The organism is Streptomyces formicae (assembly GCF_002556545.1).
GTDB classification, from domain to species: domain Bacteria; phylum Actinomycetota; class Actinomycetes; order Streptomycetales; family Streptomycetaceae; genus Streptomyces; species Streptomyces formicae_A.
On the sequence record NZ_CP022685.1, the window covers coordinates 1,690,632 to 1,717,476 of the forward strand.

General features: G+C 71.8%; 26 protein-coding genes. 11 read left to right on the forward strand and 15 right to left on the reverse strand.

The features are described 5' to 3' along the window. Window positions 1–6: 6 nt before the first annotated feature. Window positions 7–1,188 (reverse strand): glycerophosphodiester phosphodiesterase, encoded by a 1,182-nt coding sequence (locus KY5_RS06805; protein WP_098241353.1) that lies wholly within the window; start codon window positions 1,186–1,188, stop codon window positions 7–9. A 365-nt stretch (window positions 1,189–1,553) separates the two neighbouring features. Here KY5_RS06805 and KY5_RS06810 point away from each other — a divergent pair, with 365 nt between their 5' ends. Continuing rightward, window positions 1,554–2,243, forward strand: coding sequence for a lysophospholipid acyltransferase family protein (locus tag KY5_RS06810; protein WP_098247096.1), 690 nt, complete (start codon window positions 1,554–1,556; stop codon window positions 2,241–2,243). A gap of 220 nt (window positions 2,244–2,463) precedes the next feature. Here KY5_RS06810 and KY5_RS06815 read toward each other — a convergent pair whose 3' ends face one another. The 5 genes from KY5_RS06815 to KY5_RS06835 all read right to left on the reverse strand — a co-directional run bounded on the left by KY5_RS06815 (window position 2,464) and on the right by KY5_RS06835 (window position 8,313). Further along, a complete protein-coding gene (locus KY5_RS06815; protein WP_098241354.1) occupies window positions 2,464–4,005 on the reverse strand; it encodes an MFS transporter in 1,542 nt (513 codons plus the stop codon). Next, a complete protein-coding gene (locus KY5_RS06820; protein WP_234362635.1) occupies window positions 4,002–4,553 on the reverse strand; it encodes a TetR/AcrR family transcriptional regulator in 552 nt (183 codons plus the stop codon). Before KY5_RS06820 ends, KY5_RS06815 begins: the two co-directional genes overlap by 4 nt. Before the next feature lie 70 nt (window positions 4,554–4,623). Then, window positions 4,624–5,598, reverse strand: coding sequence for an aldo/keto reductase (locus KY5_RS06825; protein WP_098241356.1), 975 nt, complete (start codon window positions 5,596–5,598; stop codon window positions 4,624–4,626). Between the two features lie 65 nt (window positions 5,599–5,663). After that, window positions 5,664–7,094, reverse strand: coding sequence for an argininosuccinate lyase (gene argH, locus KY5_RS06830; RefSeq protein ID WP_098241357.1), 1,431 nt, complete (start codon window positions 7,092–7,094; stop codon window positions 5,664–5,666). Window positions 7,095–7,119: 25 nt separating this feature from the next. Then, on the reverse strand, window positions 7,120–8,313 hold the full coding sequence (locus tag KY5_RS06835) for an argininosuccinate synthase (RefSeq protein WP_098241358.1): 1,194 nt from the start codon (window positions 8,311–8,313) through the stop codon (window positions 7,120–7,122). Window positions 8,314–8,434: 121 nt separating this feature from the next. On the opposite strand from KY5_RS06835, the gene KY5_RS06840 reads away from it, so the two are divergent. The 3 genes from KY5_RS06840 (at window position 8,435) to KY5_RS06850 (ending at window position 10,806) form a co-directional block, all read left to right on the forward strand. Then, a complete protein-coding gene (locus KY5_RS06840; RefSeq protein WP_098241359.1) occupies window positions 8,435–9,022 on the forward strand; it encodes a pyridoxamine 5'-phosphate oxidase family protein in 588 nt (195 codons plus the stop codon). Between the two features lie 3 nt (window positions 9,023–9,025). After that, a complete protein-coding gene (locus tag KY5_RS06845) occupies window positions 9,026–9,739 on the forward strand; it encodes a L,D-transpeptidase family protein (RefSeq protein WP_098241360.1) in 714 nt (237 codons plus the stop codon). A gap of 86 nt (window positions 9,740–9,825) precedes the next feature. After that, window positions 9,826–10,806, forward strand: a complete 981-nt coding sequence (locus KY5_RS06850) for a bile acid:sodium symporter family protein (protein WP_199842958.1) — start codon at window positions 9,826–9,828, stop codon at window positions 10,804–10,806. Between the two features lie 49 nt (window positions 10,807–10,855). On the opposite strand, the gene KY5_RS06855 is transcribed toward KY5_RS06850, so the two are convergent. From KY5_RS06855 to argC, 5 genes are read right to left on the reverse strand one after another with little or no spacing between them, the layout of a single operon-like run. After that, the gene (locus tag KY5_RS06855) at window positions 10,856–11,401 is read right to left on the reverse strand and encodes an arginine repressor (RefSeq protein ID WP_098241361.1); all 546 of its coding nucleotides are present in this window, start codon (window positions 11,399–11,401) and stop codon (window positions 10,856–10,858) included. 19 nt (window positions 11,402–11,420) lie between these two features. Then, window positions 11,421–12,614: an acetylornithine transaminase gene (locus tag KY5_RS06860; RefSeq protein WP_098241362.1), complete on the reverse strand. Its 1,194-nt coding sequence runs from the start codon at window positions 12,612–12,614 to the stop codon at window positions 11,421–11,423. Then, window positions 12,611–13,531 carry an acetylglutamate kinase gene (gene argB / locus KY5_RS06865; protein WP_098241363.1) on the reverse strand — a complete coding sequence of 307 codons (921 nt, stop codon included), beginning with the start codon at window positions 13,529–13,531 and terminating at the stop codon, window positions 12,611–12,613. The genes KY5_RS06860 and argB overlap by 4 nt, the downstream gene beginning before the upstream one ends. Next, a complete protein-coding gene (gene argJ, locus KY5_RS06870; RefSeq protein WP_098241364.1) occupies window positions 13,528–14,682 on the reverse strand; it encodes a bifunctional glutamate N-acetyltransferase/amino-acid acetyltransferase ArgJ in 1,155 nt (384 codons plus the stop codon). The genes argB and argJ overlap by 4 nt, the downstream gene beginning before the upstream one ends. Then, on the reverse strand, window positions 14,679–15,707 hold the full coding sequence (gene argC / locus KY5_RS06875) for an N-acetyl-gamma-glutamyl-phosphate reductase (RefSeq protein ID WP_098241365.1): 1,029 nt from the start codon (window positions 15,705–15,707) through the stop codon (window positions 14,679–14,681). The genes argJ and argC overlap by 4 nt, the downstream gene beginning before the upstream one ends. Before the next feature lie 210 nt (window positions 15,708–15,917). Here argC and KY5_RS06880 point away from each other — a divergent pair, with 210 nt between their 5' ends. Together KY5_RS06880 and KY5_RS06885 are read left to right on the forward strand one after the other, a co-directional pair. Continuing rightward, window positions 15,918–16,358: a DUF6299 family protein gene (locus KY5_RS06880; protein ID WP_234362636.1), complete on the forward strand. Its 441-nt coding sequence runs from the start codon at window positions 15,918–15,920 to the stop codon at window positions 16,356–16,358. Between the two features lie 161 nt (window positions 16,359–16,519). Further along, window positions 16,520–17,065, forward strand: a complete 546-nt coding sequence (locus KY5_RS06885; protein WP_098241367.1) for an FABP family protein — start codon at window positions 16,520–16,522, stop codon at window positions 17,063–17,065. A 624-nt stretch (window positions 17,066–17,689) separates the two neighbouring features. On the opposite strand, the gene KY5_RS06890 is transcribed toward KY5_RS06885, so the two are convergent. Next, a complete protein-coding gene (locus KY5_RS06890; protein ID WP_098241368.1) occupies window positions 17,690–18,100 on the reverse strand; it encodes a DUF5997 family protein in 411 nt (136 codons plus the stop codon). A 57-nt stretch (window positions 18,101–18,157) separates the two neighbouring features. On the opposite strand from KY5_RS06890, the gene KY5_RS06895 reads away from it, so the two are divergent. Continuing rightward, window positions 18,158–18,982, forward strand: coding sequence for a LysR family substrate-binding domain-containing protein (locus KY5_RS06895; RefSeq protein ID WP_098241369.1), 825 nt, complete (start codon window positions 18,158–18,160; stop codon window positions 18,980–18,982). 64 nt (window positions 18,983–19,046) lie between these two features. After that, the gene (locus tag KY5_RS41715) at window positions 19,047–19,187 is read left to right on the forward strand and encodes a hypothetical protein (protein ID WP_159072499.1); all 141 of its coding nucleotides are present in this window, start codon (window positions 19,047–19,049) and stop codon (window positions 19,185–19,187) included. A gap of 99 nt (window positions 19,188–19,286) precedes the next feature. On the opposite strand, the gene KY5_RS06900 is transcribed toward KY5_RS41715, so the two are convergent. Beyond that, window positions 19,287–21,506: an NADP-dependent isocitrate dehydrogenase gene (locus KY5_RS06900; protein ID WP_098241370.1), complete on the reverse strand. Its 2,220-nt coding sequence runs from the start codon at window positions 21,504–21,506 to the stop codon at window positions 19,287–19,289. A 130-nt stretch (window positions 21,507–21,636) separates the two neighbouring features. Here KY5_RS06900 and KY5_RS06905 point away from each other — a divergent pair, with 130 nt between their 5' ends. From KY5_RS06905 to KY5_RS41720, 3 genes are read left to right on the forward strand one after another with little or no spacing between them, the layout of a single operon-like run. Further along, window positions 21,637–22,230, forward strand: a complete 594-nt coding sequence (locus KY5_RS06905; protein ID WP_098241371.1) for a TetR/AcrR family transcriptional regulator — start codon at window positions 21,637–21,639, stop codon at window positions 22,228–22,230. After that, window positions 22,227–23,714, forward strand: a complete 1,488-nt coding sequence (locus KY5_RS06910; RefSeq protein ID WP_098241372.1) for an MFS transporter — start codon at window positions 22,227–22,229, stop codon at window positions 23,712–23,714. Before KY5_RS06905 ends, KY5_RS06910 begins: the two co-directional genes overlap by 4 nt. Before the next feature lie 4 nt (window positions 23,715–23,718). Then, window positions 23,719–23,856 (forward strand): hypothetical protein, encoded by a 138-nt coding sequence (locus KY5_RS41720; RefSeq protein WP_159072500.1) that lies wholly within the window; start codon window positions 23,719–23,721, stop codon window positions 23,854–23,856. Between the two features lie 184 nt (window positions 23,857–24,040). On the opposite strand, the gene KY5_RS06920 is transcribed toward KY5_RS41720, so the two are convergent. Together KY5_RS06920 and KY5_RS06925 are read right to left on the reverse strand one after the other, a co-directional pair. Then, window positions 24,041–25,237 carry a serine hydrolase domain-containing protein gene (locus KY5_RS06920; RefSeq protein WP_098241373.1) on the reverse strand — a complete coding sequence of 399 codons (1,197 nt, stop codon included), beginning with the start codon at window positions 25,235–25,237 and terminating at the stop codon, window positions 24,041–24,043. Next, window positions 25,234–26,730, reverse strand: coding sequence for an alpha/beta hydrolase (locus tag KY5_RS06925; RefSeq protein ID WP_098241374.1), 1,497 nt, complete (start codon window positions 26,728–26,730; stop codon window positions 25,234–25,236). The genes KY5_RS06920 and KY5_RS06925 overlap by 4 nt, the downstream gene beginning before the upstream one ends. Between the last annotated feature and the right edge of the window lie 115 nt (window positions 26,731–26,845).

A 26,845-nucleotide genomic window follows, 5' to 3' on the forward strand; every position in this document is an offset into this window, starting at 1 on the left:
GGGCGGTCAGCCGTTGACGAAGTCCTCGCGGGCCAGCAGCGCGGTGTCGCAGTTGTCGGAGAAGAGCCCGTCGATGCCCGTCGCGAAGTAGGCCTTGAAGGCGCCGAAGGCGTCGCCGTAGGCGTTCGGGTCGGTGCCCTTCCTGAAGTTGGTCGGCAGGAAGGTGTTCTCGTTGCGCATCGTGTACGGGTGCAGGATGAGGCCCGCCGCGTGCGCGTCCTTGACGAGGGTGGTCGGGGTGCCGAGGCTGCCGTCCGGCTTCTTGGGGATGACCAGGTCGAGGGTGGGGCCGATGCCCTGCGCGTACCCGGCCATCCACGTCAGGCCCGCGGGCTTGATGAGGTCGGCGACGGTGCGCGGGTCGCCCGCCTCGACGAAGTCCCAGGGCCGGGAGTTCGCGCTGGACAGGAGCACCACGCGCGGCGCGGAGACCAGCTTGGCCAGGCGCTGGATGCTGCTGGGCTCGAAGGACTGCAGGAAGTTGGCCGAGTTCTTCTTGTGCCGTCCGTAGCGGCGCAGCAGCTTGGCGAGCGGCTCCTCCAGGCCGAGGCCCAGCTTGCGGAAGTACGTGGGGTGCTTGGTCTCGATGTGCAGCCAGACCGGCCTGCCGCGCCTGCGGCCCTGCTTGTCGGCCCACTTGAGGACCTCTTCGAGGGTGGGCACGTCCCAGCGGCCGTCGTAGAGGGTGTTGTGCTGGCGGGTGCCGGGGATGCGCTCCTTGGCGCGCAGCGTCTTCAGCTCGGCGAGCGTGAAGTCCTCGGTGAACCAGCCGGTGAGCGAGACCCCGTCCACCGCCTTGGTGGTCTTGCGGGACGCGAACTCGGGGTGCGCGGAGACGTCGGTCGTCGCGGTGATGTCGTTCTCGTGACGGCATACGAGATGGCCGTCCTTGGTGGGTACGACGTCCTGCTCGATGACATGCGCGCCCATGTCGAGGGCGAGCTGGTACGAGCCGAGCGTGTGCTCGGGCCGGTAACCGCTGGTCCCCCGGTGCGCGACGATCGTGGGCACCGGCAGGTCCTTGTAGCCGCCGTGCCCGCCGTGTCCGCCGCCGTGTCGCTCATCGGCTCTCGCCACGCCGGGCAGCCCGACCACGGCGGTGCCCGCGCCGAGGATCGCCGCCCCCAGTACCGCTCGCCGCCCCCGGCTCGTCCCCGGCTGCTGCTGACCCGACTCCTGCGTCGCCATTGGCGCTCCTCCCGATGTACTGCCGCCTTGCACCTGACAAAGCGGGACGATCGTAGGTGGCCGCGAGTGACGTGTGGGAGACCCTGGACCGAACGACGGGATGACGGCACGTGGCGAGTGGGCGCACCATGGAGTGAGCGGCCCGTGCCGCAGGGCCGTTACGCACAGGAAAGTGCGCGCGTGACAAGGACCACTACTTCGGGCCACACCGTTCCCTCGGGGATAACGTCGTCACAGAGGCGACGCCGCAGGGCAATACCGTGCAAACTCAGGTCAACACTGCGTATCGAGTGCATGAACCCGATGTGCAATCGACGGGGGCCCGCGAGTATCGTCCTCACCTGCATTTACTCGTCGTCGACCCGTTGACACCGGAGGGCCCGTTGTCCCGTCTAGCGCTCATCAAGGCAGTGCTCGGACCGATCTTGCGCCTGATGTTCCGCCCACGGGTAGAAGGCGCCGAGAACATTCCGGGGACAGGTCCGGTGATCCTGGCCGGAAACCACCTGACGTTCATCGACTCGATGATCCTGCCGCTGGTGACCAACCGTCCGGTGTTCTTCATCGGCAAGGACGAGTACGTCACGGGCAAGGGCCTCAAGGGCCGCCTCATGGCGTGGTTCTTCACCGGCGTCGGCATGATCCCGGTGGACCGTGACGGCGGGCGCGGCGGTGTCGCCGCGCTGATGACCGGTCGGCGCATTCTCGACGACGGCAAGGTCTTCGGCATCTACCCGGAGGGCACGCGCTCCCCCGACGGGCGTCTGTACCGCGGCCGTACGGGCATCGCGCGGCTGACCCTGATGACGAACGCGCCCGTCGTCCCCTTCGCGATGATCGGCACGGACAAGCTCCAGCCCGGCGGCAAGGGGCTGCCTCGTCCCGGCAAGGTGACGGTGCGGTTTGGCGAGGCGATGGAGTTCTCCCGCTACGACGGGATGGACCGCGACCGGTACGTGCTGCGGGCCGTGACGGACTCCGTGATGACGGAGGTCATGCGGCTGTCCGGCCAGGAGTACGTCGACATGTACGCCACCAAGGCGAAGGCGGCTTAAGCCTTTAGGTTCCTGTGCGCCCGCACCGGTGCTGAGGGGTAACCCCCGGCGCCGGGGCGGGCGTTCCTCGTTTCGCTTGCTCGGCGACGGGGGCTGTGCCCACCCGTTCCGCCGTGCGGAACGCCTGCCCACAGCAGGCGGAGGGCCCCGTAAGGGGCGCGGGGAACTGCGCGACCAGCCCCCTGCGGCCCGCAGACGAATGAACCCGCCCCGCGAAGCGCTAGTGCTGGATGCCGTCCTCCAGCTTCTGGCCCTTCAGGAGGAACCACGCCGCGACGGCCGTCGCGAACAGAACGGCGGACCCGACCCCCGCGGCGGTCTGGAACCCATCGGTGAACGCATCACGCGCCGCGGACAACATCGCGTCGGACTGCGCCTGCGGAAGCGTCGCCGCGGCTTCCACCGCCCCGCCGAGCGAATCGTGCGCCGCCGCCGCCGCGTCCGCGGGGACGCCGTCCGGAGTGGTGAAGCCCCGGTAGATGCCGGTGACCACCGTGCCGAGCAGGGCGATGCCGAGCGCGGCGCCCAGTTCGTACGCCGTCTCGGAGACCGCGGACGCCGCGCCCGCCTGCTCCTTGGGGACGCTGGAGAGGATCACGTCGGCGGTGACGGTGAAGGCGAGGCCCGCGCCGAGGCCGCCGAGGAACAGCGCGCAGCCCAGGGCCACCACCCCGGTGTCCGCGCCGATCGCCATGCATGCCGCGAGCGCGAGGCCGACCGCGGCGAGGCCGCCGGAGACCGCGCTGCGCACCGACGCCTTGCGGGCCACAATCCCCGCCGTGAGGCCCGCGCCCACCGCGCCGACGGCCGCGGGCAGTTCGATCAGGCCCGCCTCCAACGGCGAACGCACCTGGACCAGTTGCAGGAACTGGGAGAGGAAGAAGACGAGTCCGGACAGGCCGAGGATGGTCAGCAGGTCGGCGAGTACCGCGCCGGAGAAGCCCTTGTGGTGGAAGAGGCGCATGTCCAGGAGCGGCGACTTCAGCGTCAACTGGCGTCGTACGAACCAGAACAGGGCGCCTATGCCGAGGGCGCCCGCCGCCACGATGTCCCAGCGGAAGCCGTGCACCGCCGCTTCCTTCACGGCGTAGACGACCGCGACCATGCCGACGAGCGAGAGGCCGACGCTGACCAGGTCCCAGGGGCCCGGGTTCGGGTCGCGGGACTCGGGCAGCAGCTTGATGCCGACGAGGACGAGCACCGCCATCACGGGCAGGTTGATCAGGAAGACCGAGCCCCACCAGAAGTGTTCGAGCAGGAAGCCGCCGACCACCGGGCCGACCGCCGCGCCCGCGGAGGCCGCGGCGCCCCAGATGCCGACGGCGAGGCTGCGTTCCTTGGGGTCGTGGAAGATGTTGCGGATCAGGGCGAGCGTGGACGGCATCAGCGTCGCGCCCGCGACGCCGAGCAGTGCCCGCGCCAGGATCATCATCTCCGGGCTCGTGGCGTACGCGTTCAGGACCGAGACGGCGCCGAACGCGACGGCTCCGGTGAGCAGCAGCTTCTTGCGGCCGATGCGGTCACCGAGGCTGCCCATCGACACCAGGAGGCCCGCGATGACGAAGGAGTAGACGTCGCCGATCCACAGGAGCTGGGTGCCGGACGGCTTGAGGTCCTCGCTGAGGAAGGGCGTCGCGAGGCCGAGCACGGTCGCGTCCACGGCGACCAGGAGTACGGCGAGCACGAGTACGGCGAGGGCGAGCCAGCGCCCGGGGCCGCGCTCGACATCCGCCTCGGCGGTCCGCTGTTGGGTGCTGGTCATGCTTCCACTCTCCGCTGTGCGCCGCCGATCAGCAGCTCGGCGATCATGTACGAGAAGTCCTTGGCCGCCACGCGGCCGTCGAGGACGGCCCAGGCGCCCGAGCCGATGAGCCCGTAGAGCGCCTCGGTGAGCCAGACCGGGGTCAGGTCGATGCGGAACTCGCCGTTCTCCTGGCCGCGCCGGAAGAGCGCGCTGATGTGGGAGTCCAGGCGGGCCCAGCCCTCGTTCTGCGCGTCGCCCTCGAAGAGCTGGTTCTCGGTGACGAGGAAGGCGAGCAGGCCCGCGGCGGGCTCGACCTCCCTCACCAGGCGGCGCAGGGCGTCCTGGGCGCTGTCCTCGCCGAGCCTGGCCCGTTCGAGAGCGGCTTCGCACTCCTGGAGCCCGAGCTCTTCGAGGGCCAGGACGAGGGCGTCGCGGCCCGCGAAGTGGCGGTGCAGGGTGGCCCTGCTGATGCCCGCGGCGCGGGCCACCTCATCCATGGTGGAGGTGGCTTTTCGGGTGAGCAGGGCCGCCGCGCTGCGCAGGACCTGGTCGCGATCGACTGACATGAGACAACCATAAGCCACCTGAGACAGGGCCGTCTCATGGATTATGCGGCGGTCGACGCGCCCCCGATGATCAGTGCCAGGGCAGTCGGCCGCGCCGCTCCCAGTACGCGACGGGCTCCTCCACGAGCCCCGCGAGGCGCGTCACCTGCTCGTCGTCCAGGTCGACCGCCGCGGCGTGCAGGTTCGACACGAGCTGGACCGGGGTGGCCGCGCCGGACAGCACGACGCCCGCCCACGGCTGTCGCAGCACCGCGGCGAGCGCCACCGCGTCGCAGCCGAGCCCGGTCTCGTCGGCGACCTCGCGCAGCGCGGCGGGCGCGTGCGCGGCGGCCAGCCTGCCGTTGGCCATGCCCTCCTTGACCAGCACGGTCAGGCCCGCGTCGTGCGCCTCCGCGAGCGCGGGGCCCGCCGAGGTCTCGAAGAGGTTGTAGGTGGCCTGGACCGTACGGAAGAGCGGCTGCCCGTCGACGCTCACGTCGAGCGCGGCACGGATCGCGGCCGCCTGCCGAGGGCCGCTCACGGAGAGCCCGACCGTCACGCCCTCCGCCGCCAGCTCGCCGAGCCTGGCGTGGAGTTCCCTGTCCGTGAGCGCCGGGCTCTCGGGGGTCACGGAGTGGATCTGGTAGAGGTCGAGCCGGTCGCCGAGCTGCTCGGCGGTCTCGGCGCGCTGGCGGGCGTACGCGGCCGCGCTGTGGTCCTTGACCTCGTGCGGGCCCTCGACGTCGGTGCGCCAGGCCGCGGTGTACGTGTAGCCCCACTTGCTGCCGACGACGACGTCGCGGATGTCGGGCCTGGCGTGCAGCCAGTCGGCGAGGAACTCCTCGGAACGCCCGTAGGAACGGGCCACGTCGAGGTAACGGACCCCCGAGGCGTAGGCGGCGTCGAGGAGTTCGAAGGTGCGTTCGCGCAGCGCCTCGACGCTGCGGGACGGCGGCAGGTCCACCTCGCGGTCGAGGGTGAGGTAGCCGGGCCTGCCGACGGCGGCGAGACCGAGCCCCAGGTGCGCGGTCGGGGTGGTGGCTGCGGCCAGCCGGGCGAAGGGCATCGCGGGCTCCGTTCGGTCGGTTCCTTGCGGATCCCGACCCACCGTATCCCGCGATGCCCGCCGTGCTACTTCTTGGCCTCCGCCCACGCCTGCTGGACGGCCAGATCCGCCTTGACCTCGGCGAGCTGGGCGGCGACCGCGGAGGGCGCGGTGCCGCCGCGGCCGCTGCGCGCGGCCAGCGCGCCCGGCACGTTCAGGACGGTCCGCACCTCGGGGGTGAGGTGCTCGGAGATCTTGGCGAACTGCTCGTCGGTGAGCTGGTCGAGCTCGATGCCGTGCGCCTCGCACTCCTTGACGCAACTGCCCGCGACCTCGTGCGCGACGCGGAACGGCACGCCCTGCTTGACCAGCCACTCGGCGATGTCGGTGGCGAGCGAGAACCCGGCGGGGGCCAGCTCCTCCATGCGCTCGCGGTGGACGGTCAGCGTCGCCATCATGCCGGTGAAGGCGGGCAGCAGGACCTCCAGCTGGTCGCAGGAGTCGAAGACCGGCTCCTTGTCCTCCTGGAGGTCGCGGTTGTACGCGAGCGGCAGCGCCTTGAGGGTCGCGAGCAGCCCGGTGAGGTTGCCGATGAGGCGGCCCGACTTGCCGCGCGCGAGCTCGGCGATGTCCGGATTCTTCTTCTGCGGCATGATCGACGAGCCGGTCGAGAAGGCGTCGTGGAGGGTGACGAAGGAGAACTCCTTCGTGTTCCAGATGATGATCTCCTCGGCGATCCGGGAGAGGTTCACGCCGATCATCGCGGTGATGAAGGCGAACTCGGCGACGAAGTCCCGCGAGGCGGTCCCGTCGATCGAGTTGCCCACGCTGCCGTGCTCGAAGCCGAGGTCGGCGGCGACCGCCTCCGGGTCGAGACCGAGGCTGCTGCCCGCGAGCGCGCCCGAGCCGTAGGGCGAGACGGCCGTCCGCTCGTCCCACTGCCGCAGCCGCTCGGCGTCCCGCGCCAGGGGCTGGACGTGCGCGAGGACGTGGTGCGCGAAGAGCACGGGCTGGGCGTGCTGAAGGTGCGTACGCCCCGGCATGGCGACGTCCGGGTGCGCCTCGGCGAGGCCGACGAGGGCGCCCTGGAGGTCGGCGATCAGACCGCCGATGATCCGCGCGTGGTCGCGCAGGTACATCCTAAAGAGCGTCGCCACCTGGTCGTTGCGCGACCGTCCGGCGCGCAGCTTGCCGCCGAGTTCGGCGCCGAGCCGCTCCAGGAGGCCGCGCTCCAGGGCGGTGTGCACGTCCTCGTCGGCGACCGTGCCGACGAACGACCCGTCGGCGACGTCGGCCTCCAGTTGGTCGAGTCCGGCCAGCATGCGGGTCAGCTCGTCGTCGGTGAGCAGTCCCGCCTTGTGCAGCACGCGCGCGTGGGCACGGGACCCCGCGATGTCGTACGGCGCGAGGCGCCAGTCGAAGTGGACCGAGGCGGAAAGCCGCGCGAGGGCCTCTGCGGGACCGTCGGCGAACCGTGCGCCCCAGAGCCGGACGTCACCGCCGTTGTTGCTGCTCACTTGCACGTGCTCCTTCAAGGGGTAGTTACGCGAGGTCCCGCCGCGCCGCGATCTTCGACGAGAGGCCGAAGATGTCGATGAAGCCCTGCGCCTTGGACTGGTCGAACGTATCGCCCGAGTCGTAGGTGGCGAGGTGGAAGTCGTAGAGGGACTCACTGGACCGACGTCCGGTGACCACGGCGCGGCCGCCGTGCAGGGTCATCCGGATGTCGCCGGTGACGTGCTGGTTGGCCTCGTCGATGAAGCCGTCGAGGGCCCGCTTGAGGGGCGAGAACCACAGGCCGTCGTAGACCAGTTCGCCCCAGCGCTGCTCGACCTGCCGCTTGTAGCGGGCGAGTTCGCGCTCGACGGTGACGTTCTCGAGCTCCTGGTGCGCGGTGATGAGCGCGATCGCGCCCGGCGCCTCGTACACCTCACGGGACTTGATGCCGACGAGGCGGTCCTCGACCATGTCGATCCGGCCGACGCCCTGCGCGCCCGCCCGCCCGTTGAGCTGCTGGATCGCTTGCAGGGCGGTGACGGGCCGCCCGTCGATCGCGACCGGGACGCCCGCCTCGAAGGAGATGACGACCTCGTCGGCCGGGCGCGGCTCCGCGGGGTCGGCGGTGTACTCGTAGACGTCCTCGATCGGCGCGTTCCAGATGTCCTCGAGGAAGCCCGTCTCGACGGCCCGTCCGAAGACGTTCTGGTCGATGGAGTACGGGGACTTCTTGGTGGTCGCGATCGGGAGGTTCTCGGCCTCGCAGAAGGCGATGGCCTTGTCCCGGGTCATCGCGTAGTCACGGACCGGGGCGATGCACTTCAGGTCGGGGCCGAGCGCGGCGATGCCCGCCTCGAACCGCACCTGGTCGTTGCCCTTGCCGGTGCAGCCGTGGGCCACGGTTCCCGCGCCGTGCTTGCGCGCCGCGGCCACCAGGTGCTTGACGATCGTGGGCCGCGAGAGGGCGGAGACCAGCGGATAGCGGTCCATGTAGAGGGCGTTGGCCCGGATCGCGGGGAGGCAGTACTCCTCGGCGAACTCGTCCTTGGCGTCGGCGACCTCGGCCTCCACGGCACCGCAGGCGAGCGCGCGCTTGCGGATGACGTCCAGGTCCTCGCCGCCCTGGCCGACGTCCACGGCGACGGCGACGACCTCGGCGCCCGTCTCCTCGGCGATCCAGCCGATCGCGACGGAGGTGTCAAGGCCGCCCGAGTAGGCGAGTACGACGCGCTCGGTCACGGGTCTCTCCTTACGGTGCGTTCGCTGTCATGCATGAGTATGCATTGCACCGTATGTTTCGTCAATCCATCTCCTCGCAGTCGTTAGACAGGCGAAAGGTTTCAGTGAATAATCATTAGGCATGGGAAAGACCTACGCACGCATAGACGGCAGACTCCGCACCTTCATCGAGGCGCAGCCGATGTTCTTCACGGCCACCGCGCCGCTCGCCGACGACGGCACGATCAACCTCTCCCCCAAGGGCCTCAAGGGCTCCTTCGTGGTGCTCGACGAACAGACCATCGCGTACCTGGACTTCGCGGGCAGCAACGCGGAGACCATCGCGCACCTGCGCGAGAACGGCCGCATCACGGTCATGTGGTGCGCGTTCCAGGGCCCTCCGAACATCGTCCGGGTGCACGGCCGCGGCGAGCCCGTCTTCCGTGACGACCCGCGCTTCGGGGACCTGCTCGGCCACTTCCCCGGCATCGACCCGACCCCGCACGGACTGCGCGCCATCATCGTCGTGACGGCCGAACTCATCCGTGACACCTGCGGATACGCGGTGCCCTTCATGTCGTACGACGAGGACCGCGATCTGCACGGCAAGCGGTTCGCGCGCGAGGACGACGCGTCGCTCAGCGCCTACTTCGCCAAGAAGGAGTACATCGCACAGAGCATCGACGGACTTCCCGGACTGCCGCTTCCGCTGCCTCCCCGTACCGTCTGAGCCATGCGCTCACGAGCCGCCGCTCTCGCCTCCACCGCCCTGCTCGCCCTCGGCACCGCGCCCGGTACGGGAAGCAGCACCGGCAGCAGCACCCCGCTGCCCGAACGGATGGCCGACACCGGCGGCGGGGGCCAGCTCATCACCGCCGAGGCCGCGCGCACCGGCTCCACCACGGGCACCGTCACGTGGTGGGACCGGCGCGGCGGCCGCTGGGCCGAGGCCGGCTCGGCGCCCGCGCGGTTCGGTGCGAAGGGCCTGGTGGCGGGCGGCTCGCGCAAGCAGGGGACGAACACGACGCCGACGGGCCTGTACGGACTCCCCTACGCCTTCGGCATCAGCGCGCGGCCGACCGGGGCGGCCTACCCGTACCGCCGCGTGACGCCTGATTCCTGGTGGTGCCAGGACAACCGGTCGCGCGCCTACAACCGCTGGACCGAGCCGCGCCCCGCCGACTGCCGCGCCGCCGAGTCGGAGCACCTCGGCACGTACGACCCGCAGTACGCGCACGCCCTGGTGGTCGGCTTCAACTACGACCGGCCCGTGCGCGGGCGCGGCGCGGGGATCTTCCTGCACGTCAACGGTCGCGGGGCGACGGCCGGTTGCGTGTCGGTGCCCAGGGAGGCGATGCGGCGCATCCTGCGGTGGGCGGAGCCCGGGCGGCACCCGCACATCGCGATCGGCACGGAGTCGGGGCCGACGGCGCTCACGCGCTACTGAAAGGACCGGGGCACGCCACTCCCGTGTAGCGACCACATACCGAGACGGGGTTGCACGCGCGCGTGGCCGGGGCGTTGCATCGCGCCGTGCAACCCGAACAGACGATCCCCAGCCAGAGCGAGGGCCCCGGCTCCGCCGACAAGGCGGCCCGCCGTGCCGTCACCGTCTTCCCCGTCCTCGTCCTCGCCGCGGGCGCGCTCGGACTCCTGGTGCCCGACACCTTCGAAGGCTGGGGCACCAACGTCCCGTACCTGCTGGGCGTGGTGATGTTCTGCATGGGTCTCACCATGACCCCGCTGGACTTCCAGGGCGTGGTCAAGCGGCCCTGGGCCGTCGCGCTCGGGCTCGTCGCGCACTACGTGATCATGCCGGGGCTCGGCTGGCTGATCGCCCACGCGCTCGGGCTCTCCCCTCAGTTGGCGGCCGGTGTGATCCTGGTGGGCTGCGCGCCGAGCGGCACCGCGTCCAACGTCGTGACCTATCTGGCCCGCGGCGACGTGGCGCTCTCCGTGTCCGTGGCCACCGTCTCGACGGTCCTCGCGCCGCTGGTCACCCCGCCGCTCACGCTGCTGCTCGCGGGCGAGTACCTGCCCGTGGACGCGGGCTCGATGGTCACCGACATCCTCAAGACCGTGCTGCTCCCGGTGCTCGCGGGGCTTGTGGTGCGGTTCCTCTTCGGACGGTACGTCGACCGGGTGCTCGGCGTGCTGCCGTGGCTGTCCGCGCTGACCATCGCCGCCATCGTGGCGATCGTCGTCGCGGGCAGTGCCGCGGCCATCAAGTCGGCCGCGGCACTGGTGTTCCTCGCGGTGTTCCTGCACAACGGGCTCGGCCTCGCGCTCGGCTACGGCGCGGGCAAGCTGGCCCGGCTCGGCCCTCCGGCGTCGCGGGCGATGGCCTTCGAGGTCGGCATGCAGAACTCGGGCCTCGCGGCGTCGTTGGCCACGGCGCACTTCAGTCCCCTGGCCGCGCTGCCATCGGCGGTGTTCTCCGTGTGGCACAACGTGTCGGGGGCGCTCGTGGCAGCGTGGATGGCGCGGAGGAATTCAAGCCCGTCCGGCGTTTGAGGACGAACTCGGCGGAGCCGGTGATGACAGGCCCCGGCGCCGGGACAGGTCAATGCTCGTTCGAAGCCAACCGCAGCAAGTGGTCCGCGAGCGCCTGCCCCCCGGTGGCCTCCCTGCTGATCAGCATCAGCGTGTCGTCGCCCGCGATCGTCCCCAGGATGTCGTGCAGCTCGGCCTGGTCGATCGCGGACGCCAGGAACTGGGCCGCGCCCGGCGGCGTCCGCAGGACGACGAGGTTCGCCGAGGCCTCCGCGGAGATCAGCAGCTCCGCGGAGAGACGCCGCATCCGCTCCTCCTTGGCCGACTCGCCCAGCGGCGCGCGCGGGGTGCGGAATCCGCCCTCGCTCGGCACCGCGTAGATGAGGTCGCCCTCGGCGTTGCGGATCTTCACCGCGTTCAGCTCGTCCAGGTCCCTGGAGAGCGTCGCCTGAGTGACGGTCAGACCGTCGTCGGCGAGCAGCTTCGCCAGCTGGCTCTGGGAGCGGACCGGCTGCCGGTTGAGGATGTCCACGATCCGGCGGTGGCGTGCGGTGCGGGTCTGCGGCACGGCGGGACCCGCGTGGTCGCCGTGCTCGTTGCCTTGCGCCTGGCTCATCGTCGTCTCATTCTCCGGATCATTCGTCCCCGTCGGCTTCAAGAGCCTTGTCCAGGATGCCCGGCAGTGCCTGGAGGAACGCGTCCACCTCGTCGTCGCGCACGTTCAGCGGGGGCATCAGCCGTACGACATCGGGGGCGGGCGCGTTCACCAGGAAGCCGGCGTCCTGAGCCGCCTGCTGCGCCCGTGGCGCGAGCGGCTCGGTGAGCACGATACCCAGCAGCAGGCCCGAGCCCCTTACACGGCCCACGAGCGAGTGTCCGAGTGACTCGATTCCGTCGCGCAGCTTCTCACCCGCCCGCTTGGTGTTCTCCAGCAGGCCCTCGGACTCGATGGTGTCGACGACGGCGAGTCCCGCGGCGCACGCGACGGGGTTTCCGCCGAACGTCGTGCCGTGGTGTCCTGGCTTGAACAGTTCGGCCGCCACGCCGAAGGCGGCCGTCGCGCCGAGCGGCAGGCCGCCGCCGAGACCCTTCGCGAGCGTGACGACGTCGGGCTCGACGCCCTCGTGGGCGAGGTACGCGAACCAGTGGCCGGTACGGCCGATTCCGGTCTGCACCTCGTCGAGGACGAGCAGCGTGCCGGTGGCGGCGGTGATCTCCCGGGCCGCCTTGAGGTAGCCCGCGGGCGGCACGACCACGCCGTTCTCGCCCTGGATCGGCTCGATGATCACGAACGCGGTGTCGGTGGTGACCGCCGCGCGCAGCGCCTCGACGTCACCGTACGGAACGTGCGTGACGTCGCCGGGCAGCGGCAGGAACGGTGTCTGCTTGCCGGGCTGTCCGGTGAGCGCGAGCGCGCCCATGGTCCGGCCGTGGAAGCCGCCCTGGGTGGCGACCATGTGCGAGCGGCCGGTCAGGCGCCCGAGCTTGAAGGCGCCCTCGTTGGCCTCGGCGCCGGAGTTGCAGAAGTACACCTTGCCCTCGCGCCCGAAGAGCTGGAGCAGCTTCTCGGCGAGCGCGACGGGCGGCTCGGCGACGAAGAGGTTCGAGACGTGGCCCAGCGAGCCGATCTGCTTGCCGACCGCCTCGACGATCGCCGGGTGGCCGTGGCCGAGGGCGTTGACCGCGATGCCGCCGACGAAGTCGACGTACTCCTTGCCGTCGGCGTCCCACAGCTTGCTGCCCGCGCCGCGCACCAGGGGGAGCCTCGGCGTGCCGTAGTTGTCCATGAGCGCGCCCTGCCAGCGCGCGGTCAGCTCCTGGTTGCTCATGACTCCCCCTTCTTGTCGGTCTTCTCGTCGGGCACGACCATCGTGCCGATTCCTTCGTCGGTGAAGATCTCCAGCAGGATCGAGTGCTGGACCCGGCCGTCGATCACGCGGGCCGTCTCGACGCCGTTGCGCACAGCGTGCAGACAGCCCTCCATCTTCGGGACCATGCCGCTGGCCAGCTCGGGCAGGAGCTTCTCCAGATCGGTGGCGGTGAGGCGGCTTATCACCTCGTCGCTGTTCGGCCAGTCCTCGTAGAGGCCCTCGACGTCGGTGAGGACCATCAGGGTCTCGGCATCAAGCGCCGCAGCGAGTGCCGCAGCCGCCGTATCAGCATTGACGTTGTAGACATGTCCGTCGTCCTGGGAACGGGCGATCGAGGAGACCACCGGGATGCGGCCGTCGGCGAGCAGCGCCTCGATGGCGCCGGTGTCGATCTCGGTGATCTGGCCGACCCGGCCGATGTCGACCAGCTCGCCCTCGATGCGGGGCTGGTGCTTGGTGGCGGTGATGGTGTGCGCGTCCTCGCCGGTGAGGCCGACGGCGAGCGGGCCGTGCTGGTTGAGCAGGCCGACGAGCTCGCGCTGCACCTGTCCTGCGAGCACCATGCGTACGACGTCCATGGCCTCCTCAGTGGTGACGCGCAGGCCCGCCTTGAACTCGCTGACGATGCCGTGCCGGTCGAGGGCCTTGCTGATCTGCGGTCCGCCGCCGTGCACGACGACGGGCCTGAGGCCCGCGTGGTGCAGGAAGACGACGTCCTGCGCGAAGGCGGCCTTCAGCTCCTCGTCGACCATGGCGTTGCCGCCGAACTTGATGACGACGGTCTTGCCACGGTGCCGGGTGAGCCAGGGCAGCGCCTCGATGAGGGTCTGCGCCTTGGGCAGGGCGGTGTGCTTGCGCGCGGTGGGAGTACTCATGAGCTGTACGCGCTGTTCTCGTGGACGTAGTCGGCGGTGAGGTCGTTGGTCCAGATCGTCGCGGTCTCGGCACCGGCCGCCAGGTCGGCGGTGATGACGACCTCCCGGTAGCGCATGTCGACGAGCTCGCGGTCCTCGCCCACGCTGCCGTTCTTGCAGACCCAGACGCCGTTGATGGCGACGTTGAGCTGGTTCGGGTCGAAGGCAGCGGACGTGGTGCCGATCGCGGAGAGCACCCGGCCCCAGTTGGGGTCCTCGCCGTGCAGCGCGCACTTGAGGAGGTTGTTACGGGCGATGGACCGGCCGACCTCGACGGCGTCGGCCTCGCTCGCGGCGTTGACCACCTCGACCTTGATGTCCTTGCTGGCGCCCTCGGCGTCGCCGATCAGCTGCCGTCCGAGGTCGTCGCAGACCTCGCGTACGGCCGCCGCGAACTCGGCGTACTCCGGGGTGACTTCGGAGGCGCCCGAGGCCAGCAGCAGGACCGTGTCGTTGGTCGACATGCAGCCGTCGGAGTCGACGCGGTCGAAGGTGAGCCGGGTGGCGTCGCGCAGCGCCCTGTCCAGGACGGCGGACTCCAGGTCGGCGTCGGTGGTCAGCACGACGAGCATCGTGGCGAGGCCGGGGGCGAGCATGCCCGCGCCCTTGGCCATGCCGCCGACGGTCCAGCCGTCCTTGGTGACGACCGACGTCTTGTGCACGCTGTCGGTGGTCTTGATGGCGATGGCGGCCTTCTCGCCGCCGTGCGCGGAGAGTTCACCGGCCGCGGCCGCGACGCCGGGCAGCAGCTTGTCCATGGGCAGGGTCACGCCGATGAGCCCGGTCGAGGCGACGGCGACCTCGCCCGCGTTCACGCCGTCGAGCACCTCGGCGACCCGCTCGGCGGTGGCGTGCGTGTCCTGGAAGCCCTGCGGACCCGTACAGGCGTTGGCGCCACCGGAGTTGAGGATGACGGCGGAGACGACGCCGCCCTTGAGCACCTGCTCCGACCAGAGGACGGGGGCGGCCTTGACGCGGTTGGAGGTGAAGACGCCCGCGGCGGCCAGGCGGGGCCCGTCGTTGACCACGAGGGCCAGGTCCGGGTTGCCGTTCTGCTTGATTCCCGCGGCGATGCCCGCCGCCCGGAACCCTTGCGCTGCCGTGACGCTCACGGTGCCACTCCGATCGTGGAAAGTCCGGTGTCCTCGGGAAGTCCGAGGGCGATGTTCATGCTCTGCACCGCGCCGCCCGCGGTGCCCTTGGCGAGGTTGTCGATGGCGCTGATCACCACGACGCGGCCCGCCGCCTCGTCGTACGCGACCTGGACCTGCACCGCGTTCGAGCCGTACACGGCGGCGGTCGCGGGCCACTGCCCCTCGGGCAGCAGGCGCACGAACGGCTCGTCGGCGAACGCCTTCTCATACGCCGCGCGTACGGTCTCGGCGGTGACGCCCGCCTTGGCCTTCGCGCTGCACGTGGCGAGGATGCCGCGCGGCATCGGGGCCAGCGTCGGCGTGAAGGAGACGGTGACGGGGGTGCCCGCGGCGGCGCTCAGGTTCTGGATCATCTCGGGGGTGTGCCGGTGTCCGCCGCCCACGCCGTACGGGGACATGGAGCCCATGACCTCGGAGCCGAGCAGGTGCGGCTTGGCCGCCTTGCCCGCGCCGGAGGTGCCGGACGCGGCGACGATCACCGCGTCGGGCTCGACGAGGTCCGCCGCGTACGCCGGGAAGAGCGCGAGCGAGACGGCGGTGGGGTAGCAGCCCGGCACCGCGACGCGCTTGGCGCCTTCCAGGGCGGCGCGGCCGCCCGGCAGCTCGGGAAGCCCGTAGGGCCAGGTCCCCGCGTGCGGGCTGCCGTAGAACTTCTCCCAGTCCGCTGCGTCCTTCAGCCGGAAGTCGGCGCCCATGTCCACGACGAGGACGTCGGGGCCGAGCTGCTCGGCGACGGCGGCGGACTGCCCGTGGGGCAGCGCGAGGAAGACCACGTCGTGCCCGGCGAGCACCTCGGGGGTGGTCGGCTCGAGGACGCGGTCGGCGAGCGGGAACAGATGCGGCTGGAGCGCACCGAGGCGCTGGCCCGCGTTCGCGTTGCCGGTCAGTGCGCCGATCTCCACCTCGGGGTGAACAAGCAGCAGACGCAGCAGTTCGCCGCCCGCGTACCCACTCGCCCCTGCCACTGCTGCGCGTACCGCCATGGAACCCTCCTCTTGGATGGCATGACTATACGTTTCGCCGCAGTTTTATGCAATGAGACCTCTGCTGGGCCGCCCCGCGGTCCGTCACGCGGTCGGTCCACGACACGTGTCGTCATGCCCGGTCGGCGCGTTGGTCAGCGCATGCGCGCCGGTGATCACCAGGGTCCCGGCACAGGCGCATCGGAATGCCTACGACGAGGAGTCGTGCCAGTGCGAGGAAGTCTTGTCGCCGCGAGTGCCGTGGTCGCTGCGGGGCTGTTGACGGGAGTGACGGGTCCGGCGGACGCGATCACGATCGGGTCCGGGGCGGTGACCACCGACGCGGAGGGGACCGTTTCCCGGGACGGGGCGGTCACCGTCTCCGGGACCTACCGCTGTTCTCCGCGGTCCGCCCCGGGACCGGTGTTCGTGTCGTCGACGGTGCGGCAGGGCTCCGTGCGGCACGGCATCGGCGGGACGGCCGCTCGGTGCGACGGCGCCGAGCACACCTGGGTGAACCACGAGAGGCCCGGGAACGGGACGTCCCTGAAGCCCGGATCCGCCGAGGTCGAGGCGACCTTGATGCATCTGAACACCCGTAGCGGGCTGCCCGTGCCGACCTTCCTCGCGAGCGACCGGCAGGACGTCGAACTGCGCCCGGCGAGGGACTGAGGCCGCTCTGCCCGCGCGCGGGTGAGTGCCGCGGTCGGCAGTTCCCGCCAACCGCGGCACTCACCCGTGGCCGCTGGCCGACGGGTGACGGCCCTAGGCTTCCCTCGGCATCAGCCGCGGCCTGGGACCAGGCCCCAGCCCAGACTTCAGGAGCGCCCTTCATGTTCGACCCCGTACCCGGGCACCCGTTCCCCGACGGACACCGCCCCGACAAGGCGCCCGCGCCGCATCCCCTCCTCGCGCCGGTGCTCGGTCTCCTCGGCACCTGGCACGGCCGTGGGCGCGGCGAGTACCCCACGCTCGAAGCGGACTTCTCGTACGCCCAGGAAGTGACCTTCAGCCACGACGGCCGCCCCTTCCTGCACTATCAGGCCCGGGCCTGGCTGCTCGACGCCGACGGTGCGCCGCTGCGCCCCTCCGCCCGCGAGAGCGGCTGGTGGCGGTTGCAGGCAGACGGCCGCGTCGAGGCACTGATCACCCAGCCCACCGGCATCGCGGAGATCGCGGTCGGCCGCGCCGCGGACGGCACGGTGGACATCGCGACCCACGAGGTGGCGCGCACGCCCACGGCCAAGGAGGTCGACGCCACCCGCCGCCGTTACACACTCACCGACGCCGACACGCTGGACTTCGCGCACGACCTCGCGGCGGTCGGACAGCCGTTGCAGCACCACCTCTCGGCCCAGCTGCTGCGCCGCGGCGCGTAGGCCCCGGAGGTATCCGGTCGGCCGATGCCCGGCCGCCCGCCCGCACACAGGCTTGAACTCCGCACCGCGCAAAGGGAGTTCGCATGGACCTGTGGGACCGGGCCGGGCGGCTCGGTGGATACGGAGCCGCGCTGGCGCTGACGCCCTATCTGGTGATCAAGGTGAGTCGGCATGGCGGCGACCGGGATCGCGGTCGCACTGGCGCTGGTACGGCCCTGGGGGCGCGGCTCCCCGGGCGGCCGCTGGTCTTCTGCGCCTGGGTGGGCACGGGCTTCCTCGTGCCGCTGCTCCCCTACGCCGTGTGCAGATCCGCTTCGTGGGCATGGGGCTCGGCCTCGCCGTGGCGCTCCCCGCGCATCCGCGCCGACGGTGGCCCGACGCGTGCGCCGGGCGGACGGGCGACGGCGGTTCCGGGCCGCTCCGCCTGCCGCCGAGGCCCGCCGTCACCGCCGTCGCGATCGCGGCGGTCTGGCTGTCCTGGGCGGCGGGCGGCACCGCGGGCCTCGCGCACCCCGCGAAGCGCGACCTCACGTGCCGCTCACCCTGGCCTGGCTCGGCTCCGGGGCGCTCTTCGCCTGGAGCGCTTGGCGCTCGTCCGTGCCCGCGCGGGCCGGGCGGCCGTTCCTACTGGTCCCGGCCCTGGTCCTCGGCCCGGTCCTTCTGCTCCTTGTGCTTCTCCTTGATGCGGACCGTCTCCTTGCGGACCTCGGCCTGGGTGGCGCGCTCCTGGCGCAGCCACGAGGGGAACTCCTGCTTCAGGGCCTCGATCTGCTCCGTGGTGAGCGGCTCGGTGACTCCGCCACGGGCCAGACCCGCGATGGAGACGCCCAGCTTGGCCGCGACCACGGGGCGAGGGTGCGGGCCGTTGCGCCGCAGCTCCTGGAGCCACTCGGGCGGGTCGGCCTGCAGCGCGGCGAGCTCGGCGCGCGAGACGACACCCTCCTGGAACTCGGCGGGTGTGGCCTGGAGGTACACACCCAGCTTCTTCGCCGCGGTCGCGGGCTTCATGGTCTGGGTGGTCTGGTGCGACGTCATGGGTCAAGGGTATCGAGCGTGTGCGCTACTCCCGACCACGCCGGGTAGCCTGGCGAGGTGACAGGCTCGGATGTATCCCCCTCGTTCCGGCTCGCCTACGTCCCGGGCGTGACACCCGCCAAATGGGTGCGTATCTGGAACGAGCGGCAGCCCGACGTCCCGCTGACGCTCCACACGGTGTCCGCCGCCGAAGCCCCCGACGTGCTGCGCGGCGGCGGGGCCGACGCCGGATTCGTCCGGCTGCCCATCGACCGTACGGCGCTCAGCGCGATCCCCCTCTACACCGAGACGACCGTGGTGATCGTCCCCAAGGACCACGTCGTGGCGGCGGTCGACGAGGTGTCCGCCGATGACCTCGCCGACGAGATCGTGCTCCATCCGCTCGACGACGTCCTGGAGTGGGAGCGGCGGCCCGGACTGCCCGCGAACGAGCGGCCCGCCACGACCGAGGACGCCGTGGAACTGGTGGCGGCGGGCATCGGCGTGCTCGTCGTACCCCAGTCGCTCGCCCGGCTGCACCACCGCAAGGACCTCACCTACCGGCCGGTCTCCGACGCGCCGGAGTCGCGCGTCGCGCTGTCCTGGCCCGAGGACGCGACCACGGACCTGGTGGAGGACTTCATCGGGATCGTGCGCGGACGCACGGTGAACAGCTCGCGGGGACGCACGCAGGCGTCGGCGCAGGCGCAGCAGAAGGACAAGCGCCCGGAGACGGCGGGCGGCGCGCGGCGGAAGCCGTCCGGTGGGGGCAAGCCGGGCTCGGGGAAGTCCGGCTCGGGGAAGTCGGGTGCGGGCAAGGCCGCGCGCGGGGGCGGCGGCACCGCACGGGCCAAGTCGGGCAAGCCGACCGCCAAGCGGGGCAAGCCCAAGCGCCGGTCGTAGCGTCGCCGGTCCGAGGGCCGGACGGTCCTGGAGCCGGTCCCACGGCGCGAGCGGCCGCAGCTCGGTGCTCCATCTTGCCGTCGCGGCCCTGGTCGGGCTACCGGCGCTGTTCTCCGCCCTGCCACCGCTCGCCGACCCCGACTGGCGGCAGTGGGCGGGCCCGCTCCTCCTCGGTGGTCCGGCGCTGCGGGCGCGGGACGCCTGAGGCACCGTCCCGTACCTACGCGTCCGCCCCGGCCGGGGAGAACCCGGCCGGGGCGGACGTGGTGGCACGGGCCGACTCAGACGCGTCGGCTCACGTGTGTCAGCTCAGGGTCGACAGCGCCTGGTTGAACGTGGCCGACGGGCGCATGACGGCCGTCGCCTTGGCGGCGTCGGGCCGGTAGTAGCCGCCGATGTCGACCGGGTTGCCCTGCACCGCGACGAGCTCGTCGACGATGGTCTGCTCCTGCTCGGTCAGCGTCTTGGCCAGGGCCGCGAACGCCTCCGCGAGCTGCGCGTCGTCGGTCTGCTTGGCCAGCTCCTGCGCCCAGTACAGGGAGAGGTAGAAGTGGCTGCCGCGGTTGTCGATGCCACCGAGCTTGCGGCTCGGCGACTTGTTCTCGTTCAGGAACGTGCCGGTCGCGCGGTCGAGGGTGTCGGCGAGCACCTGGGCGCGCGCGTTGCCCGTCGTGGTGGCGAGGTGCTCGAAGCTGACCGCGAGGGCGAGGAACTCGCCCAGGCTGTCCCAGCGCAGGTAGTCCTCCTTGACCAGCTGCTGGACGTGCTTCGGCGCGGAGCCGCCGGCGCCCGTCTCGAAGAGGCCGCCGCCGTTCATCAGCGGGACCACCGAGAGCATCTTGGCGCTGGTGCCGAGCTCCAGGATCGGGAACAGGTCGGTGAGGTAGTCACGCAGGACGTTGCCGGTGACGGAGATGGTGTCCTCGCCGCGGCGGATGCGCTTGAGCGAGAACGCGGTGGCCTCGACCGGCGACATGATCTTGATGTCGAGCCCTGCGGTGTCGTGCTCGGCGAGGTAGGCCGCGACCTTCTCGATGAGCACGGCGTCGTGCGCGCGGTTCTCGTCCAGCCAGAACACGGCCGGGGTGCCGGTGGCGCGGGCGCGCGTGACAGCGAGCTTGACCCAGTCCTGGATCGGCAGGTCCTTGGTCTGGCACATGCGGAAGATGTCACCGGCGGCGACGGACTGCTCCAGGACGACGTTCCCGGCGCCGTCGACGACGCGGACGGTGCCCGCGGCGGCGACCTCGAAGGTCTTGTCGTGGCTGCCGTACTCCTCGGCCTTCTGCGCCATCAGACCGACGTTGGGGACCGAGCCCATCGTCGAGGGGTCGAAGGCGCCGTTGGCGCGGCAGTCGTCGAGGACGACCTGGTACACGCCGGAGTAGCTGCTGTCCGGGAGGACCGCGAGGGTGTCGTGCTCGTCGCCGTCCGGGCCCCACATGTGGCCGGAGGTGCGGATCATGGCCGGCATGGAGGCGTCGACGATGACGTCGCTCGGGACGTGCAGGTTGCTGATGCCCTTGTCGGAGTCGACCATGGCGAGCTCGGGGCCCTCGGCCAGCTCGGCCTCGAAGGACGCCTTGATCTTCTCGCCCTCGGGGAGGGACTCGAGGCCCTTGTAGATGCCGCCGAGACCGTCGTTCGGGGTCAGACCCGCGGCGGCCAGGGTCTCGCCGTACGCGGCGAAGGTCTTCGGGAAGAAGGCGCGGACCACGTGGCCGAAGACGATCGGGTCCGAGACCTTCATCATCGTGGCCTTGAGGTGCACCGAGAAGAGCACGCCCTCGGCCTTGGCGCGGGCGACCTGCGCGGTGAGGAACTCGCGCAGCTGGGCGACGCGCATGACGGAGGCGTCGACGACCTCGCCGGCCAGGACCGGTACGGACTCGCGCAGGACGGTGGTGGAGCCGTCCTCACCGGCGAGCTCGATGCGCAGCGAACCGGCCTCGGAGATCACCGCGGACTTCTCGGTGGAGCGGAAGTCGTCGGCGCCCATGGTGGCGACGTTCGTCTTGGAGTCGGCCGTCCAGGCGCCCATGCGGTGCGGGTGGGCCTTGGCGTAGTTCTTGACCGACGCGGGGGCGCGGCGGTCGGAGTTGCCCTCGCGCAGGACCGGGTTGACGGCGCTGCCCTTGACCTTGTCGTAGCGGGCGCGGGTGTCGCGCTCCTCGTCGGTCTTGGGGTCGTCCGGGTAGTCGGGGAGCGCGTAGCCCTGGCCCTGCAGCTCGGCGATGGCCGCCTTGAGCTGCGGGATCGAGGCCGAGATGTTCGGCAGCTTGATGATGTTGGCCTGGGGGGTCTTGGCCAGCTCGCCGAGCTCCGCGAGGGCGTCGGAGATCCGCTGGTTCTCCTCGAGGCGCTCGGGGAAGCTCGCGATGATGCGGCCCGCGAGCGAGATGTCGCGGGTCTCCACGCTGACACCCGCCGTCGAGGCGTAGGCCTGGACCACCGGCAAGAACGAATGGGTCGCCAGGGCCGGGGCCTCGTCAGTGTGGGTGTAGATGATGGTCGAGTCAGTCACCGGGTGCTCCGCTCCGCGTCTGCAACATTTCTCGACATCAAGATACCTCCTACCTCCCCCCTCGCGGACAGGGGGCCTGGGACTCGTGTTCGAAGTAGACACTGTCTACGTGGTGCGGTAGACAGTGTCTATGAGCGAACAGGACGCCGGGCTGCGGGCCCGGCTTGTGGACGTGGGCGTCGAACTCGTGGCCGCGCAGGGGGTGGGGGCCCTCACCCTGCGGGAGATCGCCCGCAGGGCGGGCGTCTCGCACGGGGCACCCAGGCGGTACTTCCCCACGCACGTGGCGCTCCTGTCCGCCATCGCCCGGCGGGGCTTCGCCGAGCTGGCGGCCGAGACGGAGAAGGCGGGGAGAGCGGCGGGCGGGGCGAGTGCGCGGGCGCGGCTCAGGGCGCTGAGCGGGGCCTACCTCGACTTCGCGGCGGCCCACCGCGGCATGTTCGAGCTGATGTTCCGCCACGACCTCCTGGAGAGCAACGAACTCGGCCTGCGCGAGACCAGCCTGCCGCTGTTCGACGTGCTGGTCGGCCTGGTCGCCGAGGCGCGCCCGACGCCCGAAGGGGGTCCCGGGGCCCGTGTCGTCGCGGGCGCGCTCTGGGCGAACCTGCACGGCATCGCGCAACTGTGGGAGTGGGGCAGCCTGCGTCTCGCGTCGGGTGCCGAGCACGCGGAGGCGCTGCTCGACGCGGCCCTCGACGCCCATCTCGGACCGGAGCCGCGATGAGCACCACATCCGCGCCCGACCGGCTCCAGCGCGGCCTCACGCTGGGGTGCAGCGTCCTCGGTGCCATGATCGTCGCCCTGGACGGCACCGTGCTGACCGTCGTCCAGCCCGTCCTGCAACGCGACCTGGACGCCTCCTTCGCGCAGGTGCAGTGGACGAGCACCGGCTACCTCATCGCCGTGGCGAGCCTGCTCGTCTTCGCCGGACGGCTCGGCGACCGGTACGGGCACCGGCGACTCTTCGCCGTCGGCACCCTCGGCTTCGCGCTCGCCTCGGCGGGCATCGGGCTCGCGTCCGGCATCGGCTGGGTGATCGCGCTGCGCGTCGTCCAGGGCGTCTGCGGCGCCCTGCTCCAGCCCGCCACCCTCGGGATGCTGCGGGCCGCGTACCCGCCCGAGAAGATCGCCATGCCCATCGCGCTGCGGACCAGCGCCATCGGGCTCGCGGCCGCCACGGGCCCGCTGCTCGGCGGCGCGCTCGCCACCCACCTGGGCTGGCGTGCCGTCTTCTTCCTCAACGTCGTGCCCGCGCTCGCGATCGGCGTCATCGCCCTGCTGGTCCGGGTGCCCGCGCCGCGCCGCCCGGGTCCCGCGCCCCGGCTCGACGTGCCGGGTGCCGTGCTGCTCGCGGTGACTCTGGCCGCTCTCGTGCACACGCTGGTCGCCGTCGCCGATGCGGGACCGACGGCGGGGGCCGCGGCGGGGCTCCTGGTGGTGGCGGGCGCGGGCGGTGCGTTCGTCCGGCACGAGCGGCGTACGCACGGGCCCCTCGTGTCGCCCGGACTGGTCGCCTCCGCCGCCGTCGGTCCTGCGCTCTGCATTCTGCTCGCCGCGTCCGCCGCGATGTTCGGGACGCTCTTCGTCGGCACGTACTTCCTTCAGGACGTCCTCGCGCTCGACCCGCTGCGCAGCGCCGTCCAGGCGCTGCCCCTCGCCGTGATGATGGTGGTGGCCGCGCCGCTCGCGGCCGTACTGCTGCGCGCGCACGGGCCGCGGCGGACGATCACGGCGGCGATGGCGGTGCTCACGGTCGGCGTGCTCGTCCTGTCGCGCCTCGGCCCCGATCCCGGGACCGTGGCCGTCGGCGGCGGGTTCCTGCTGGTCGGCGCCGGGTTCGGCACCGTGATGGTGGCCGCGACCACCGTGGTCGTACGGCATGCCCCGGTGGGCGAGGCCGGAGTCGCGGGCGGGCTCCAGCAGACGGCGATGAACGTCGGCCCCGCGCTGGGCGTCGCTCTCGCGACGGCCCTGATGACCCTCCTCGCCCCGGCCACCACGCGGCCCGGCGACCCGGCGCCGCGCTGGAACGACGGTGACTTCGTGGCCGCGATGGGCCCGACGCTCACGGTGCTCGCGGTGGTCGCGGCGCTCGGCGCGCTCGCGGCAGCCCGACTGCCGCGCCGGACCCCCACGGCCACCACATCCCCCGCGTCCCCCGCGTCCACCAAGCCCGCCGAGCCCGCCGAGCCCGCCGGACCCAGGTGACTTCATGGCACCGGTGGCCCCGACACTCGCGGTGCTCGCGGTACTCGGGGCGCTCGCGGCGGCCCGACTGGCACGCCGCGCCGCCACGGCCACCACATCCCCCGCATCCACCAAGCCCACCGAGCCCGCCGGTCCCAGATGACTTCGTGGCCGCGATGGCCCAGACACTCACGGCGCCCGCGGTGGTCGCGGCGCTCGGCGCGCTCATGGCGACCCGACTGCCACGCCGGACCCCCACAGCCACCACATCCCCCACGTCCCCCACGTCCCCCGAGACCCCCGCGTCCCCCGGACCCACCGGTCCGGACACGACACACCACCCCCCGTCAGCGCAACGCCTCCTCCACCATCCGCAGAGTCCGCACCGACTGCTCCTCCTGCTCCGGGCCGCCGAGGCGCAAGGTGAACGCGGCGCTGGTCACGGCCGTGGCGCCGTCTGACGTGACGGCGCACTCGGAGACGCAGCCGAGGCTGGTGCCGCCGTGGAACCAGATGCCGTCGGCGATCCCCGGTACCGGTCGCCAGGCGATGCCGAGCCCGTAGCGGACGCCGGGTGCCGGGATCCAGTCGGGGGCGGGCACCGTCTCGCGCATCGCCGCCAGTTGGGCCGGGCGCAGCAGCCGTCCGCCGAACAGGGCCCGCAGGAACAGCCCGTGGTCGTGGGTCGTCGAGATGACGCAGCCGTCCGCTCCCCCGCCCTGGCCGACGGTCGTGTCGGTGGGCCCGGTCTCCTTCGGGAAGTACGTGTATCCGGTGGCGGTCGGCAGCGGCAGGTAGGGCGACGTGCCCGGCGTGAACGTGTGGCGCAGGCCGAGCGGTTCGATGATCCGCTCGTGCACCTCCTGGGCCCAGGGACGTCCCGTGACCGCCTCGACGACCAGCCCGGCCACGACGTAGTTGGTGTTGGAGTAGCCCCAACGCCGCTCCCCCGCCGGGTCGTCGGCGTCGGGCAGCCACCCCGGCGGCTCGCCGACGGCCGCCGCCACCTGCTCCTCGGGTCGCTGCGCGCGGAACCGGTTGCGGCGGTAGGCGTCGGGCGTGAACTCGCCGGGGTCAGCGCCGACGGCGAAGTAGTCGTTGAGGCCGCTGGTCTGCCGCAGCAGGTTGGCGACGGTGATCCGGCGGCCGTCGTTGCCGTGGCCCCTGACGACTCCCGGCAGCCACCGTTCGACGGTGTCGGTGAGCTTCAGGCGTCCCTCGCCGACGAGTTGGAGGACGACGGTGGCGGTGAAGGTCTTGGTGTCGCTGCCGATCCGGTAGTACGCGTCGTGGGGCACCGGTCCCCGCGATCCGAGCTCGGCGACGCCCGCGCGGGCCCGCGTGCTCCCGTGCGCGCCCTGCACCTCGGCGATGACACCGGACACTCCGGCGGCCCGGATGGCTTCGACGTTCTTCTGGAGGGGAGAACCGGCAGGGCCCGAGCGGCGCGCCCGGGGCTCGGAGGCCCTCGCCTCCGTCGTCGCGACCGCCCCGCCGAGCAACGCCGCTGCGGTGGCCGCGAGTCCGGCACGTCTGGTGATCATCGCTGTGCCCCCGTCTTCTCGTCGGGGTGCGCGCAGGTCACGTCGGCGGCGGGCAGCTTGCCGTCGCGCAGGTACGCGTTGACGGTCCGGTCGGCGCACGGGACGGGCGTGAGCCCCGCACTGCCACGGCCGTACACGCCGTGCGAGCGGATGTCGGCCGTGAGCAGCCGGGATCCCTTGAGCTTGCGGTGCAGCGCGAGCGCGCCCTCGTAGGGGACGTTGTTGTCCAGGCGGGCCTGGAGCATCAGGACGGGCACCTTGTTGTCGACCTTCGTGCCGGGCTCGCGGGGCTCCGAGTCCCAGAACGCGCACGGAGCGATCATCGAGTTCACATAGGGCCCGAAGACCGGCTGGTCGGCCCGGCTGCGCTCCATGTTCTTCCAGTACGTCTCCGGGTCCTTGGGCCAGCCGCCCGCGGGCCAGCCGCCGTCGCCGCACATGAACATCGCGCCGCCGAGCATGCTGTTCTCCACCTCGGGCGAGTTGAGGAACGCCAGCATCGCGGCGAGGGCGGGCCCGGGCTCGACCTCCTCACCGGCGGCCGCCCTCGTCAAGTCGTCGACCATGCCCGCGAGTTGTCCGTCGTTCTCCTCGTGCTGCACGAGCTGCTTGAACATGAGCCGCACCAGCTTCGCGTCAAGGCGCTGCCCGGCGACCGGGATGGGGTGCCGCTCCGCGCGGGCGAGGAGCTTCTCCATGTCGGCCCGCACGCCGGGGGACAGGGCCGCCTCCGCGGGCGCCCCCGACCGCTGGAACAGCTCGTACTGCGTGGCGGCCGGGTCGGTCGACGAGTCGATCACGATCCGGTCGGCCCGGCGCGGGAACATCTGCGTGTAGACGGCGCCCAGGTCCGCTCCGTACGAGACCCCGTAGTACGACATCCTGCGCTCGCCCAGCGCGGCGCGGATCGCGTCCATGTCGCGGGCGACGTTGCGGGTCGAGGCGTGCGGAAGGAGCGCGGCGTTGTCGCCGTGTTCCTGGCAGCGGCGCGCGGTGTCGCGGGCGGCGCGCGTCGCGGCGTCGAAGTCCTCGCGCGGCGTGGTGGTCTCCCCCGGCGGGACGGGGCGCGGCGCGGGGCCGCAGGTGAGCGGGGTACTCTCGCCGAGGAAGCGCGGGTCGAAGCCGATCAGGTCGTAGCGGTCCGCGACGTCCTTCAAGGTGGGGCGCAGGGAGAGGGTGGTGGCCAGGCCCGTGCCGCCGGGGCCGCCCGGGTTGGAGAGCAGGATGCCGCGCCGCTTACCGGGCGACTTCGCCTTGATCCGGGAGATCGCGATGTCGATCGTACGGCCGCGGGGGTCGCTGTAGTCGAGCGGAACGGCCACCTTCGCGCACTGCGCGCCCGCCTCGTTCAGCTCCTTCTGCGCGGCGGAGCAGGCGCCCCAGTTCACGGCCTCGCGAGGGCCGCGCGGCGAGTCGTGCGGGGCGGCCGCGGCCCCCGTGGCGAGGAGTCCTGCGAGGCCGAGGCCCGCGGTGACTGCTGACGCGATGCGCATCGTGCTCCTTGGTGCGTTCCGGTGGGTGGACGTTCGGGCGAACGTGTGAGCGGAAGTGCTGATCACGACAGTAGGAGCGCGCCCGGGGCCGGACCATCGGGCTCTCCGCCCGAAC

Coding starts and splice junctions, on each gene's coding strand:
- KY5_RS06805 (WP_098241353.1), bottom strand. CDS start 1,188: ATGGCGACGCAGGAGTCGGGTCAGCAGCAGCCGGGGACGAGCCGGGGG.
- KY5_RS06815 (WP_098241354.1), bottom strand. CDS start 4,005: ATGACCAGCACCCAACAGCGGACCGCCGAGGCGGATGTCGAGCGCGGC.
- KY5_RS06820 (WP_234362635.1), bottom strand. CDS start 4,553: ATGTCAGTCGATCGCGACCAGGTCCTGCGCAGCGCGGCGGCCCTGCTC.
- KY5_RS06825 (WP_098241356.1), bottom strand. CDS start 5,598: ATGCCCTTCGCCCGGCTGGCCGCAGCCACCACCCCGACCGCGCACCTG.
- KY5_RS06840 (WP_098241359.1), top strand. CDS start 8,435: ATGGGAAAGACCTACGCACGCATAGACGGCAGACTCCGCACCTTCATC.
- KY5_RS06845 (WP_098241360.1), top strand. CDS start 9,026: ATGCGCTCACGAGCCGCCGCTCTCGCCTCCACCGCCCTGCTCGCCCTC.
- KY5_RS06855 (WP_098241361.1), bottom strand. CDS start 11,401: ATGAGCCAGGCGCAAGGCAACGAGCACGGCGACCACGCGGGTCCCGCC.
- KY5_RS06860 (WP_098241362.1), bottom strand. CDS start 12,614: ATGAGCAACCAGGAGCTGACCGCGCGCTGGCAGGGCGCGCTCATGGAC.
- argB (WP_098241363.1), bottom strand. CDS start 13,531: ATGAGTACTCCCACCGCGCGCAAGCACACCGCCCTGCCCAAGGCGCAG.
- argC (WP_098241365.1), bottom strand. CDS start 15,707: ATGGCGGTACGCGCAGCAGTGGCAGGGGCGAGTGGGTACGCGGGCGGC.
- KY5_RS06885 (WP_098241367.1), top strand. CDS start 16,520: ATGTTCGACCCCGTACCCGGGCACCCGTTCCCCGACGGACACCGCCCC.
- KY5_RS06890 (WP_098241368.1), bottom strand. CDS start 18,100: ATGACGTCGCACCAGACCACCCAGACCATGAAGCCCGCGACCGCGGCG.
- KY5_RS06905 (WP_098241371.1), top strand. CDS start 21,637: ATGAGCGAACAGGACGCCGGGCTGCGGGCCCGGCTTGTGGACGTGGGC.
- KY5_RS06910 (WP_098241372.1), top strand. CDS start 22,227: ATGAGCACCACATCCGCGCCCGACCGGCTCCAGCGCGGCCTCACGCTG.
- KY5_RS41720 (WP_159072500.1), top strand. CDS start 23,719: ATGGCACCGGTGGCCCCGACACTCGCGGTGCTCGCGGTACTCGGGGCG.
- KY5_RS06920 (WP_098241373.1), bottom strand. CDS start 25,237: ATGATCACCAGACGTGCCGGACTCGCGGCCACCGCAGCGGCGTTGCTC.
- KY5_RS06925 (WP_098241374.1), bottom strand. CDS start 26,730: ATGCGCATCGCGTCAGCAGTCACCGCGGGCCTCGGCCTCGCAGGACTC.